Source organism: Spirosoma sp. KCTC 42546, from assembly GCF_006965485.1.
Taxonomy (GTDB): Bacteria; Bacteroidota; Bacteroidia; order Cytophagales; family Spirosomataceae; genus Spirosoma.
The window spans coordinates 6,902,174-6,915,283 of the sequence record NZ_CP041360.1; the positions used below are offsets into that span (position 1 = coordinate 6,902,174).

Here is a 13,110-nt window from a genome sequence, read left to right on the forward strand (position 1 = left end):
TTAGATATTGGAATTATAAGACGATTACTTTTTCGTCAAATCCATTGTATAGGTATACGCTACCTTTGTACCTGTACCCAGATAATCCTGGCTATCCTGCCATTGAACCTGCAGAACGGTACCCGTCTTGAGAACGGTATATGCCGTTTTCGTACCATCACTTTTAGTAATGGTCAATGTGTTCCCACTATAGGCCCATTTGCTGGTGGCATCAATACCTGTGATTGTACCCGGTGGAACAGTGCTTTTCTGGCAGGTCGTTGGGTTATCAGTGGCAATAGCACCGCCCGTCTGGAAGGTTAAGGTAATGTCATTCAGACAGGTAGTAGTTAAGATTAACGGAGCAGCGGCTAACAAATCTTCGTAGATACCACCTACTTTAGGATTAGCTTTCAGTGCAGTAATCTTATAACTACCCTCAATTGTTGTAGTTGGGGTAATAACTGGATTCTCATCATCTTTTTTGCAACTATCAAACCATAGGGGCATGGCAATGAGTAGTGCCCAAATGAACAGGCGGGATGAACGCAAATTTTGCATTGTTTCTGGTTATAAGAGGTGATTAATTAGGTTTGACGTCAAAATAGGCAAATAAATAATAAACTTGCGTAGCAGATAGTCAAACCATCTGAATAATTAGCAAATGATCTATCTAACGAACTAAAAGTATAAAAAAGTACCGGTCTACTTCCCCAAAAACTCCCAATCCAATAATCATGCGTTTATTTCTGCTTGGCTATTTTCTCTATATAACCCTACCAGTGCTGGCCCAAACGGCCTACCAACCTAGCGCTGAAAACCTGGCGGCCCGAAAAACCTTTCAGGATAATAAATTTGGAATGTTTATCCATTGGGGGGTGTATAGCATTCTGGGTGATGGCGAATGGGTGATGAACAATCGGCAGATTTCAGCGAAAGACTACGAAAAGCTACCCACGTTTTTTAACCCTATTGCCTTCGACGCGAAAGAATGGGTTTCAATAGCCAAAAATGCGGGCATGAAATACATTACCATCACGAGCAAACACCACGATGGGTTTGCCATGTATGACTCAAAAGTGTCTGACTACGATATCGTTGACCGGACACCCTATAAAAAAGACGTACTAAAAGCCTTAGCCGATGAGTGCCGGGCGCAAGGCATCAAACTGTTCTTTTATCACTCCCACCTTGACTGGCACCATCCTGATTATTACCCACGTGGTCGAACTGGACAGAAAACAGGTCGTCCCGAAAGCGGCAATTTCGAGAACTATCTCAAATACATGGACACCCAGCTAACCGAATTGCTGACCAACTACGGCCCGGTTGGAGGTATCTGGTTCGATGGCTGGTGGGATCAATCTGCCGATGATGCAGGGCATGTAGGCAATTCAGCACCGGCTAGTAAAACCGGTATCGACTGGCATTTAGACCGGACTTATTCACTCATCCATAAACTACAGCCAGCCGCGCTGATTGGCAATAACCATCATGTAGCTCCTTTTCCTGGCGAAGACTTTCAGATGTTCGAAAAAGATCTGCCTGGTAGCAAAACAACGGGCTTCAATGAAGCGCAGACAATTGGGCAACTCCCGCTCGAAACCTGCGAAACAATGAATGGTGCCTGGGGCTTCAACATAAAAGATAATCACTACAAAAGCACCAAAGAACTCATCCAGTATTTAGTTAAAGCTGCTGGTCATAATGCCAATTTCCTGCTCAACGTCGGCCCCATGCCGAACGGTAAAATACAGCCTGAATTTGTGAAAACACTCGGCGAAATTGGCCAGTGGACACAACAAAATGGCGAGACCATTTACGGTACACGCAGTGGTCCCGTTCCCGCCCGCAATTGGGGCGTTACTACTGCTGTTGGCAATCGGGTGTTTGTGCACATACTCGACTGGTCTGACCGCCAACTGACGCTGCCCGCCATTCCAGGTAAGGTTCGCTCAGCTAAGCTGTTTGCAGATAAGAGTATTGTTAAAGTTTCTCAAACACCCGAAGGAGTAGTGCTAACCATGGCCACGGCTCCCGCAGATGATGCTATGGATACTATTATTGAGCTGGAAATGAACTCAGAGACCGCAAAAAAATAAGCCTAAACAAGTTTTTTCACGGTTGTAAGGTATAGCCACAGGATGAATGGTGCCTACAAATACCTACAACTACCTAACTTTACATGTTTGAATGGCAGATTGTTTCTTAACTTCTCTCCTCTTGTATGCTCGTAACCACTACCTCTAATATTGAAGGCAAGCATATCACAAATTATATAGGTCTGGTAAACGGGGAGGCAATTATTGGCGCTAACCTTGTCAAAGATTTTTTTACGAGCATCCGCGACGTAGTTGGCGGACATTCAGGCGCTTACGTGCAGGCCTTACGCGAAGCAAAAAGTATTGCCCTCAAAGAAATGGTTGATCAGGCTACCCGGCTGGGTGCCAACGCAGTTATCGGTGTTGATCTGGATTACCAGACCATTGGTGGAAACGGTGCCATGCTGATGGTAAGTGCCAACGGGACAGCGGTAATTGTAGCGTAATGCTATGAGCGTATAAAACGATTTGCCTACTGTATGTATAGCACCATACAGTAGGCAAATCGTTTTATACTGCCTGGTCCTTATTTAAATCGCTGGATGCTATAGTCGTTCGATTGAAGTTTAGACCGATCGCCCATAGCCGCACCTACTTCGCCAATCCGGCCATTTAAGGTGAAAATCTGATTATTGACCGCTACACTCGTTGTGGCCTGGAAATAGCCATTTGTATCTCTTTTCAGTACGACGGCCGATTGCCAGTTGTCATTGCTATGCAATTGGGCTACCTGGCTTCCACTGCCCGTTACAACATACAAATCGTTATTCAGCAGCGTCAGTCCATCGCCAGGTAGGGGCCCTGTCCCAATTACTTCCGTAACAGCATTCCCATTTTTCAAATCCACCTTATACAACTTGCCCTGACCCGTGTTGGCCACAATCAGGTAACCGTCGGGATGGTACACAATACCATTCAGGCCAAATGTAGGACTGGTAAATCGTACATCGTCCCGCACCAGAACACTAGCCTGTCCATTGCTGGTAACTTTATAAATAACTGGCGAAAATGAGTCCGTCACGTAGATCGTACCATCTGGTGTAATAACCAGATCATTAGCAAGATTGGGTTCAGCGGCTGGCAGTAAATCGTCAAGATCAATTCGACGCTCCAGTTGGCGGGTACTAAGGCTGAATACGAACAGTTCGGCCGTTTGGCGAGTCGTTTGGGCTGTACTTTTATCCGATGCACCCTGGTCGTTGTTCGTCACGATCAACCGGTCACCGGCTACTTTTAGTCCATTCACACTAATCAGGCCAGGGTCCGACAACAGATCCTCATAGCGGCCATCAGTAGTGACCGTACCGATTTTACCCTGTGTCACGGACGAAATAACAAACCTATCCAACTGGGCAGAATAGGCAATTCCTTCCGGATACTGGCGTCGGGCTACGAAGTCAACCCGCTCCGGGAAGGAGGCATTCGGGCTAAGCCGGTGATCTTCACAGGCGGTCAGGCAAACGGCGAATGTACACCACCCGATTAGCTGGTAAGCGTTTTTCATAACGAATTAGTTGAGTAGACAATAAAACGTTCTAACCCTGAACAGATCGGTATGTTTCTATAACTTAGCCAAATCAGCTATTTATGAGCGAATGACCACACCAAATCCGTGTCTTATGAGTAAGTGGTTCACCCAAATAGCTGATCGTAACTATAAAACCAGCAACAAAAAAGGCGTCAACCAAAGCCAGAATGACTTTAGTTGACGCCTGCTAAAACCTACCTATTTACCGATTCGGCTTAATATCGATCATCATCTTCCTCCTCCTCCCCAAAGCCTGTGCCTGGGTTGAACATGGAACCCAACAGGTCCTTGAATGACAGACCGGTATCCATCGCCTTTTTGCCAACAAGCGAATGCTCGGCTAGGCCATGCAGGGCAAACTCCATCATAAACAGTTTCTCGGCTTTACTCAGACGCGAATGAAACTGATCCACCACATCATCAAGACCATCAATTGTACGGAGTCGGGCTTCGTAGTCGCGGTTGGTCAGATCGTTTAGGATGTCCATTGTGTTACCATCACCAAACCAGTCCGTAATTTTCTTGTACGGATTACCGCGCTTGTCTTTTTTTGCTTTTTCGGGATTCGGGAAGTACTGCAAAAACTGGTTCCGAATCGCTTTCCCAATCAGGTTCTGCGCTACAATAACCGGTCCTTCTACCTCGCCTTCATAGACCAGTTCGACCTTACCGCAAATGGCGGGTACAACACCATACAGATCGGCAATGCGAACATAGGTTTCTTTTTCGCCGTTGAGCAACGCCCGCCGTTCGGCAGAGGAGAGTAAATTCTCATAAGCCGAAATGGTCATCCGGGCCGAAACACCGCTTTTCGAATCGACATATTCACTCTCACGAGCTTCCAGTGCGATTTGCTCAATCAGGTCAGCAATCAGCTCATTCGTTTTCACCATGCCCGCCTGTTCCGTTTTCACGACAGCTTCCTGCATGGTAATCTTTTTACCGATTTCGATAGATTTCGGATAGTGAGTCACAATCTGCGAATCGATCCGGTCTTTCAACGGTGTTACAATGCTGCCCCGGTTGGTATAATCCTCTGGGTTAGCTGTAAAGACAAACTGAATATCTAGCGGCAAACGCAGTTTAAAGCCTCGAATCTGGATATCCCCTTCCTGCAAAATATTAAACAGTGATACCTGAATACGCGCCTGTAAATCGGGCAATTCATTGATCACAAAAATGCAGCGGTGCGAGCGCGGAATCAGGCCAAAGTGAATGGTCCGTTCGTCGGAATAAGGCAGTTTAAGCGTGGCCGCTTTAATGGGGTCTACATCGCCGATAAGGTCAGCTACCGATACATCGGGCGTAGCAAGTTTCTCGGTGTAACGATCACTTCGGTGCATCCACTCAATGGGGGTCTGATCTCCTTTTTCGGCGATCAAATCGATGGCGAAACGCGAGAGCGGTTGCAACGGGTCATCGTTCAGTTCAGATCCGGCCACCACTGGAATATACTCGTCTAACAAATTGACCATCAGGCGTGCAATCCGGGTTTTAGCCTGCCCACGCAGCCCCAGGAGGTTAATGTGGTGCATCGACAAAATGGCCCGTTCTACATCGGGAATGACGGTATCTTCGTACCCCCATATTCCCGGAAAAACAACTTCCTTTTCTTTAATTCGCTCAATCAGATTGTCGCGTAATTCCTGCTTAATTGAACGGGTTTGATACCCGGCGGCTTTGAGTTCGCCAAGTGTAGAGATCGCTAGTAATTTTGATGCTTTCAGGCTGCGGTAGTTCATTCGCTGATTCTATGTGAAGAGTGTAGCATACAGAAGAATAAAAAGATGAATCGGGTCGTTTTCGAAGAATCAGCTTTACCAAATCTAGCTTTGTCTTTCGGTTTTCATTCACCTTTTCACAGACTATATACTTCATTAGGTCTAACAGGCTTTCGGAAGAAATGGTTTTTTGACACTCAAATTGACTAATTTTACCCATCATGCGTCGGGTATAGTCTCCCGTTGCCGTTTATGAACTCGATTGTATCATTTTTCTTTCTCTTTATTGCATTTATCGCTGTATCTGGGTGCCGCGTACAGAATAGTCCACCCGAATTAACCGGATTATCGACTAAAGAGGCCTTTGTTGGTGATGCAATTACCCTAACTGGTTACCAATTTGGCTCTGATCCTGTTGTAACTTTTGGTATTGCTTCCTCCGCTGTTACGGCTCAAATTAGCAGTCACGACGAGAATACCATCCAATTAACGGTGCCCTTAGTTCAACCGGGAAATACGCAGATTCGCGTTCGTACTGACGAAGGCACCTCAGATCCACTCCTGCTTAAGGTAAAGCAACCCGTTCCTGTATTAACAACAATTACCCCCGGCAATGGGCTACCTGGTTCTCTGGTCGTTATTACGGGGGCTTACCTCAATCAAATTAAACGGGTTCGCTTCGACGATGTCACGGCAGAGATAAAAGATAGTACAGCCCAAAAGCTCACTATCGTTGTTCCGCCCAAACTACCCCACGGCCCGGTAGCACTCGCTATTGAAACAAAAGGCGGTGAATCTACCAGTAAATTTATTGTAGCGGGAACACCTCAGATTACCAGCGTTAGTCCACTACGCGCCAAACCCGGTGCGGAATTAGTTATACAAGGTCAAAATCTGATAGATGGTATTGTAAGTATCAATGGGCTTCCTACCGAAAAATCACTAACAACAGTAAAAGACACGGAGATTCGGACGGCAATACCGGCAACGGCTACATCGGGTGTGATAACGGTAAAGGTATTCGAGACATTAATAGCTACCAGTGTCGATACGGTTAAGATCATCCAACCCCCTTTCATTACTAATTTACTGGCTCAGGATGGTATTGCCGGAGATAAACTCCTTGTGAATGGCCGTAATCTCCGTGATGTAACCGGTATGACAGTAGGCAATGTGGGAGCTATATTTCGCATAATAAGTGATACACAGCTTGAAGTCACAATACCTGCCCTGACATCGTCGGGACCGGTACAGATTTCGGCCAGTAGTATTGGCGGAAACACTACCGCTACAGATCTTTTCTTTTTCTATCTGCCCCCTTCTAACCTAGTTATTACGCCAGCACGTCAACTTCGCGGGCGAACACTCACCGTTTCGGGCAAGAACTTGTATCGTATTACTGCGGTCAGTGTTAGTGGTATTACGGTGCCCATCACCAGCAGAAATGAAGGTGTTGACTTACTTATTGGCGTGCCAGAAACTGCAGTAAGCGGCCCTATTACCGTTTCAAGCCGGGCAGGTACGGCTTCCGCTCCGTTAGTAGTCGTGCAACCGCCCGTTGTTTCTGATATTCTACCCGCAAAAGCACGACCGGGAGAACGGATTGTTGTACGGGGAGATTTCCTGTTGAACGCACAAATTTTCTTTACCGGTTCAGCTACACAAGCAGTTGATGGAGGGAAAAATGAAGATACCGAGCGCTGGATTCTTGTCTCGGCCGATGCACAATCAGGCCCATTACGTGTGGTAAACGCTGCCGGTGAAATTGCGACACCCATGTTTTTTTCGCCTATCCGATTAGTAACCATCACGGACTTCCTGCCCAAGACGGCTAAAATTGGTGATGAGATTACCATTACCGGACAGAACTTATCATCTGTAACAGCCGTGCGTTTTAATGGTGGCACATCAACTCCGGCAACCTTCAGGCTATCGGGCAGTGCGCTACTTGCAACGGTTCCAACGGGGGCAGTTACAGGTCAAATCTGCCTTACCAATGATGCAGGGACGGTTTGTACAAGCGCTAATCTTACAATAACAAAGTAGAGCCCAGTCGGCCGTTGCCCCATCCTTGCGGTTCTTGTTCACCAGTAATACCGTCTGGCAAGTGGAACCGCAAGGATGGGGCAAGGGCCGACCGGGCTCTACATCTGCTTGATTTGCCTTATCAGTACTTCGTTGATACGAACGTAGCTTTCGTGGGTCCAGCCTGCTATGTGTGGCGTTAGTACTACCCGATTCGACTGGCGCAGGTAATCAAAGGCGGCTTGCTGATCGGGCGTTAGTTTTGCTAACTTTTCGTTTTCCAGTACGTCTAAACTAGCCCCACGAATTTTGCCACTTTCCAATCCACGGACAACGGCTGCCAGTGACACAATTTCGCCCCTGGCTATATTATTCAGGTAGAATGGTTTGGCAACTTGGTCGATGAATGAATCGTTAATCATCATCCGCGTTTCATCAGTCAGTGGCACATGTAGGCTCAGTACATCCGCTTCGGCCATAATCTGGGCTAGTGAAGCCTCCTGAGCAAATCCGTCTCCATAGTTCGTCAGAAATTTGTCGTAAGCCAGTACGCGGCATCCAAAGCCACTGAGCCGCTGAGCGGTAGCCCGACCATTGTTGCCGTAGCCAACCAGACCAACGGTAAGGCTACCGAGTTCATACCCTCGGTTGCCCTCCCGATCCCAAATTCCCTGACGCACTTCACGATCGGCTTTCAGGATATTGGCCAGGAGTGCCAGCAACATACCTACGGTATGCTCGGCAACCGCATCTCGATTTCCTTGACCTGCGTGAAAAACGGCAATACCTCGCCGTTCGGCAACCTCAAGGTCAATCAGATCTAAACCAGCTCCAGCCCGCCCAATAAAACGTAGGTTAGGGGCCTGACTTAGCAGTTCCTCATCGACAGTCGTTTTGCTCCGAATAATAAGACCGGTAAAGGGTGCAAGGCTCGTTATCAGCTCGGCTCGGCTAATTTTTGGTTGATACTCATACAAAAAGCCAGCTTCTGTAAGCATGGCAAAGAGCGACGGGTGCATTTCGTCGGCAATCAGAATAGATGGTTGATTCTGGGACATCCGGGGGGTTTTCGTAACTTGCAACAATCTTAAGTAATGAATAATGAACAGTGGATAATGAATAACGATTAAATAGCGCTTCATACCTCTCCTTCATTATCCATTATTCATTCTACTTTATTCATTAACTATTGGCGAAACTACGAAAAGTACATGGAACAACGCCAACCGAACGAACCGAACCAATCCCGCAATACCTCTTCAGGTGGGCCAAAACCTGATACCCGCTCAACCGATGCGCAAGTACAGCCATCGACAGAGCAACGGCAGAACAATCAGCCCCGCAATAACCGCCAGGATGTTCCTTATCAAGACAACCGAAAAAAGGATAATGCGGTAAATGATGCGCCAAATCGGCCTGAGCGATCGTACAAACCCGTGCAGAATCAACGGGAGAACCGACAGCAACCGGGCCGAACTGACGAGCCACGGTCCAAGAATCAACGGGATAATCGGCAGCCCAACAACGGTCAGCGCCCCAACGAAGCTCGCCAACGTGATGAAAACCGGCAGGATCGGGATCGGAATCCGAACAACAACCGGAATCAACCTCGCGAATCCTTACTAAGCGAAGGAGGATCGCGTGATTTTGGTAATCAGGCAGCTCAGCCAACCGAATATGCAGGTCGAGAGGATCGGCTAGTGATCGGCATTTCGCTGGGCGATTATAATGGCATTGGTCCCGAAGTAATTCTAAAAGCCCTTCAGTATAACCGATTGCAAAAAATCTGTACGCCTGTTATCTACGGCTCCATGCGGATTTTGAATCGGTATCGGAATTTGTTGAACCTGAAAGACTGGAATCTGAATGGAGCCCAGACGATTGGTCAGATCAGTCATAAACTGACCAACGTAATCACCTGCTGGCCCGATCAAAATCAGGAAATTCAGCCCGGCCAAGTGACTCCCGAAGCGGGCCAGGCCGCATTGGCTTGCTTGCAACGGGCCGTTGATGACCTGAAGAATGGCAAGTTAGATGCCCTCGTAACCGCTCCAATCAACAAATACAACATCCAGTCGGAAGAGTTCAAATTCCCTGGCCATACCGAATACCTGGCGCAGGAATTTGGGGTTGAGGATAATCTGATGTTCATGGTCAGCGAAACCTTACGGATTGGCGTTGTAACAGGTCATGTCCCCCTGGGGCGCGTCCGGCAGAATGTCACGCGTGAGCGTATTGTCCAGAAACTGCATATGATGATGCAGTCGCTGAAGCAGGATTTTGGCATCGAAAAACCGAAAATTGCGGTACTCGGTCTGAACCCTCATGCGGGTGAAGAAGGACTACTAGGCAGTGAGGAACAGGACATTATTAAGCCACTGCTCACCGAATTGGCCAACAAAGGAGAACTGGTTTTTGGACCCTACCCTGCTGATGGTTTCTTTGGCACCAGGGCTTACAAGAAATTCGACGCAATTTTGGCCATGTACCATGATCAAGGTCTGATTCCGTTTAAGGCGATTGCCTTTGAGGAAGGCGTGAACTTTACGGCTGGCATGCCCGCCGTACGAACATCGCCCGATCATGGGACCGCCTATGATATTGCTGGCAAAGACCTTGCCGACGAAACCTCCATGCTCCAGGCCATTTATACCGCCATTGATGTTGCCCGCAACCGCAAGGAGTTTTTAGAACTAGAAGCAGGAGCCCTGAAGTAGGGCAATTGGTTATTGAATCAGTGATTTATTGAGTTATACATCTTATGACTTACTTAATAAACTATGGCGCGATAATCTATTAACTTAACAACCCATACAAAACCATACCAATCGAATGCTCAAATCAATGACTGGCTTCGGCAATGCAACAGTGGAAGCTGGTGGCTTGTCTGTAACGGCGGAAATTAAAACCCTGAACTCAAAGTTTTTAGATATTTATTGCCGGATGCCCCGGCAGTTTTCTGATAAAGAAATTGAGTTGCGTGCCTTGCTGACTCAGCAGTTGGAACGCGGCAAAGTAGAGCTTTCGCTCAATCTGGCTCGTACCAGCGGCATACGACCGGGTGTGACCATTAATCGCCCACTGGTGCAGGCGTATGTGAGTGATTTAAAGGAAACTGCCAACACAATGCTCATGAGTATACCAGACAGCGATGTGCTGCAACTGGCTCTCCAGCAACCGAATGCCTACCTGACCGAATCCGCCGACCCGACGGATGACGCATCGGACTGGATAACCGTTCAGGCCGCTGTGCAGGAAGCATTGCGCCGGTGCGATGGATTCCGTAAGCAGGATGGGGCCGTTTTGGAGAGCAAATTTCAGGAGTATATCCAGATCATTACCGACCGATTGGCAGCTATTGAAGAGCAGGATGTTCGGCGGATTCCGGGCGTTCGGGATCGGATGCGAAACTCGGTAAAAGAGCTATTGGACAGCGAATCGTTCGATCAGAACCGCTTTGAACAGGAGTTGGTCTATTATGTTGAGAAGTTCGACATTTCGGAAGAGAAAGTCCGGCTCAAAAGCCACCTTAGCTACTTCTTAGAGGTGCTTTCAACAGAAGAAGCCAATGGAAAAAAACTAAATTTCATCTCGCAGGAGATTGGTCGGGAAATTAATACGATTGGTTCCAAGGCCAACGACGCAGCCATTCAGCGGCTGGTTGTACAGATGAAAGACGAGCTGGAAAAAATCAAAGAGCAGACGATGAATGTGATCTAAAAACTCCTGCTACTCTTGACAATTCTTGACCATACCTTCTATCAGTCACACGACACCCTAACGCTGGCTCAACTCCTGCTCGGTTGTGAACTCGTACACGAGAGCCGTGGCGACGGACCGCTGGAAGGCACAACAGCAGGCATTATTGTAGAAACGGAGGGCTACTTAACTGATGATCCAGCCTGCCACGCTTATCGGCGGCAAACAGCCCGAAATGCCGCTATGTTTGGGCCAGCCGGAACATTGTATGTCTATCAGATTTACAACCACTACAACTGTATCAATGTCGTAACAGGCCCCGAAGGCGTAGGAGAAGCGGTGCTCATTCGGGCCCTCGAACCTACAGAAGGCATTGGGTTGATGGGACTCCGGCGTAACGAAGCCTTTAAGACCGGCTTCGAACGCTACCGTAACAATACCATCAACGCCACCACCGCCGATGGTCAGCGTAATCTCGCCAACGGACCAGGCAAACTCACCATTGCGATGGGCATTAGTCGGGAGCATGATAATGCCTCATCGTTGGTAACAGGTTCAATTTATATTCGTGGGCCGGTATTGCACGACTTCGATATGGTCACCACAACCCGTATCGGCCTAACGCACGGCGCTGATTTGCCGTATCGATATTATATAAAAGGGAATCGGTTTGTGAGTAAGAAATAGATAAGAAGAACTACATAGTTCTTCTTATCTATTTCTTACTCCTCAGTTAAATCCTCCTAGTTAATCACACGGAACAAGCGATCCCAGCGTACTTTGTGCCAGATATCAGCCGGAACAGGATCGATTGACATCCAGACAAATACCGCTTTACCAACAATATGATCTTCAGGAACAAACCCCCAGTAACGGGAATCCTCTGAGTTGTGCCGGTTGTCGCCCATCATGAAGTAATAATCCTGTTTGAAGGTATACGTGCTTATTGGCTGGCCGTCAATGCGAATGCTCGTTGGCGTTACCTCTACCGTCTGATTCTCTTCATACCGCTGAATGGCAGTCCCATATACGGCAATTGTTTGAGTATTGATGGGTATTGTAACCCCTTTTTTAGGAATGGTAAGCGGACCGAAATTATCCTGATTCCAGGGATAAGCTGACCCACCATAGATGCCCTGTGCAGCTAATCCTTTCGGCTCCATTATGGGTTCAATTCCCTTCACCCAATCGAATCCGGCAAATTTATGCCTGACTTCCTCCGTCATATTGACTCGGTAGCCTACTAGTGTAGACGATTTCGTTGACTCATTATAGGACTCAAGCGGCTGCCAGTTAATGAACGGTCCCTCCGGCGATTTGAAATCATTGACGATATCGTATTTCCGAAAAAATCGCTCGTCAAGTACCTCATTGGTTTTCACAAAATAAGTCGTTTCAGATCGGGCTGGCGTTGGGAACGCCTTACCATTAACATATACCTGCTCCTGACGAATCTCCACTACATCGCCGGGAATACCGATACATCGTTTTATAAAATTGGTTTTTAAATCGGTTGGATAGGCAGGTTCTCCAGCTTTAGGCGGTGGGTAATTGAAGACCACAACATCCCCATTTTTCACATGCGTAAAACCAGGCAACCGATAAATTGGCAACTGAATGGCTGTGCTATAGGATGGTAGATCGGTACCCCAGATTTTCTGATGGGTAAGCGGTATTTGCAGGGGCGTTTTGGGGGTACGAATACCATAATGCAGCTTGCTGACGAATAGGAAATCGCCAACCATCAGGCTGTTTTCCATGGAAGGTGTCGGAATGGCGTACGCTTCAAAGGTCAGAAACCGGATAAGCGTAGCGGCAATAACTGCAAAAAGTACCGAATCGAACCATTCCCGGATGGGTGTTTTTTTGGATTTAAGGGGCTTAGTCGCCTGCTGTTTTTTCGCTTTGAGCATATCCTGAGGGGTCGTGAATGTAAGAACGAGTATCTGAAAATGAAATATAACCATCGGTGTAATAGGCTGATACCTATTTTACACCGATGGTTATATGACTAGCTGAACGCCTTGTTCTGTATTCTACACTCAAATCCAGCAAC

At 47.5% G+C, this 13,110-nt stretch carries 11 protein-coding genes; 6 read left to right on the top strand and 5 right to left on the bottom strand.

The features are described 5' to 3' along the window. Positions 1-24: 24 nt before the first annotated feature. On the bottom strand, positions 25-540 hold the full coding sequence (locus EXU85_RS28210; RefSeq protein ID WP_142775289.1) for a lipocalin family protein: 516 nt from the start codon (positions 538-540) through the stop codon (positions 25-27). A gap of 176 nt (positions 541-716) precedes the next feature. On the opposite strand from EXU85_RS28210, the gene EXU85_RS28215 reads away from it, so the two are divergent. Together EXU85_RS28215 and EXU85_RS28220 are read left to right on the top strand one after the other, a co-directional pair. Further along, the gene (locus tag EXU85_RS28215) at positions 717-2,081 is read left to right on the top strand and encodes an alpha-L-fucosidase (RefSeq protein WP_142775290.1); all 1,365 of its coding nucleotides are present in this window, start codon (positions 717-719) and stop codon (positions 2,079-2,081) included. A 125-nt stretch (positions 2,082-2,206) separates the two neighbouring features. After that, a complete protein-coding gene (locus tag EXU85_RS28220; RefSeq protein WP_142775291.1) occupies positions 2,207-2,527 on the top strand; it encodes a heavy metal-binding domain-containing protein in 321 nt (106 codons plus the stop codon). 80 nt (positions 2,528-2,607) lie between these two features. Here EXU85_RS28220 and EXU85_RS28225 read toward each other — a convergent pair whose 3' ends face one another. Together EXU85_RS28225 and EXU85_RS28230 are read right to left on the bottom strand one after the other, a co-directional pair. Beyond that, positions 2,608-3,585 carry an SMP-30/gluconolactonase/LRE family protein gene (locus tag EXU85_RS28225; protein WP_142775292.1) on the bottom strand — a complete coding sequence of 326 codons (978 nt, stop codon included), beginning with the start codon at positions 3,583-3,585 and terminating at the stop codon, positions 2,608-2,610. A gap of 239 nt (positions 3,586-3,824) precedes the next feature. Further along, complete coding sequence (locus EXU85_RS28230; RefSeq protein WP_142775293.1) at positions 3,825-5,351, bottom strand: magnesium chelatase; 1,527 nt, start codon at positions 5,349-5,351, stop codon at positions 3,825-3,827. 231 nt (positions 5,352-5,582) lie between these two features. Here EXU85_RS28230 and EXU85_RS28235 point away from each other — a divergent pair, with 231 nt between their 5' ends. Then, complete coding sequence (locus EXU85_RS28235) at positions 5,583-7,376, top strand: IPT/TIG domain-containing protein (RefSeq protein WP_142775294.1); 1,794 nt, start codon at positions 5,583-5,585, stop codon at positions 7,374-7,376. A gap of 98 nt (positions 7,377-7,474) precedes the next feature. On the opposite strand, the gene EXU85_RS28240 is transcribed toward EXU85_RS28235, so the two are convergent. Continuing rightward, the gene (locus tag EXU85_RS28240; protein WP_142775295.1) at positions 7,475-8,413 is read right to left on the bottom strand and encodes a 2-hydroxyacid dehydrogenase; all 939 of its coding nucleotides are present in this window, start codon (positions 8,411-8,413) and stop codon (positions 7,475-7,477) included. Between the two features lie 153 nt (positions 8,414-8,566). Between EXU85_RS28240 and pdxA the strand changes: the two genes are divergently transcribed. The 3 genes from pdxA (at position 8,567) to EXU85_RS28255 (ending at position 11,741) form a co-directional block, all read left to right on the top strand. After that, entirely contained in the window at positions 8,567-10,072 is a 1,506-nt protein-coding gene (gene pdxA, locus EXU85_RS28245; RefSeq protein ID WP_142775296.1) for a 4-hydroxythreonine-4-phosphate dehydrogenase PdxA, read from the top strand. A 115-nt stretch (positions 10,073-10,187) separates the two neighbouring features. Next, positions 10,188-11,075 (top strand): YicC/YloC family endoribonuclease, encoded by an 888-nt coding sequence (locus tag EXU85_RS28250; protein WP_142775297.1) that lies wholly within the window; start codon positions 10,188-10,190, stop codon positions 11,073-11,075. Between the two features lie 15 nt (positions 11,076-11,090). Next, positions 11,091-11,741 (top strand): DNA-3-methyladenine glycosylase, encoded by a 651-nt coding sequence (locus EXU85_RS28255; RefSeq protein ID WP_142775298.1) that lies wholly within the window; start codon positions 11,091-11,093, stop codon positions 11,739-11,741. Positions 11,742-11,797: 56 nt separating this feature from the next. Here EXU85_RS28255 and lepB read toward each other — a convergent pair whose 3' ends face one another. Next, the gene (gene lepB / locus EXU85_RS28260; RefSeq protein ID WP_142776865.1) at positions 11,798-12,967 is read right to left on the bottom strand and encodes a signal peptidase I; all 1,170 of its coding nucleotides are present in this window, start codon (positions 12,965-12,967) and stop codon (positions 11,798-11,800) included. Positions 12,968-13,110 lie beyond the last annotated feature (143 nt).

Coding starts and splice junctions, on each gene's coding strand:
- EXU85_RS28210 (WP_142775289.1), bottom strand. CDS start 540: ATGCAAAATTTGCGTTCATCCCGCCTGTTCATTTGGGCACTACTCATT.
- EXU85_RS28215 (WP_142775290.1), top strand. CDS start 717: ATGCGTTTATTTCTGCTTGGCTATTTTCTCTATATAACCCTACCAGTG.
- EXU85_RS28220 (WP_142775291.1), top strand. CDS start 2,207: ATGCTCGTAACCACTACCTCTAATATTGAAGGCAAGCATATCACAAAT.
- EXU85_RS28225 (WP_142775292.1), bottom strand. CDS start 3,585: ATGAAAAACGCTTACCAGCTAATCGGGTGGTGTACATTCGCCGTTTGC.
- EXU85_RS28230 (WP_142775293.1), bottom strand. CDS start 5,351: ATGAACTACCGCAGCCTGAAAGCATCAAAATTACTAGCGATCTCTACA.
- EXU85_RS28235 (WP_142775294.1), top strand. CDS start 5,583: ATGAACTCGATTGTATCATTTTTCTTTCTCTTTATTGCATTTATCGCT.
- EXU85_RS28240 (WP_142775295.1), bottom strand. CDS start 8,413: ATGTCCCAGAATCAACCATCTATTCTGATTGCCGACGAAATGCACCCG.
- pdxA (WP_142775296.1), top strand. CDS start 8,567: ATGGAACAACGCCAACCGAACGAACCGAACCAATCCCGCAATACCTCT.
- EXU85_RS28250 (WP_142775297.1), top strand. CDS start 10,188: ATGCTCAAATCAATGACTGGCTTCGGCAATGCAACAGTGGAAGCTGGT.
- lepB (WP_142776865.1), bottom strand. CDS start 12,967: ATGCTCAAAGCGAAAAAACAGCAGGCGACTAAGCCCCTTAAATCCAAA.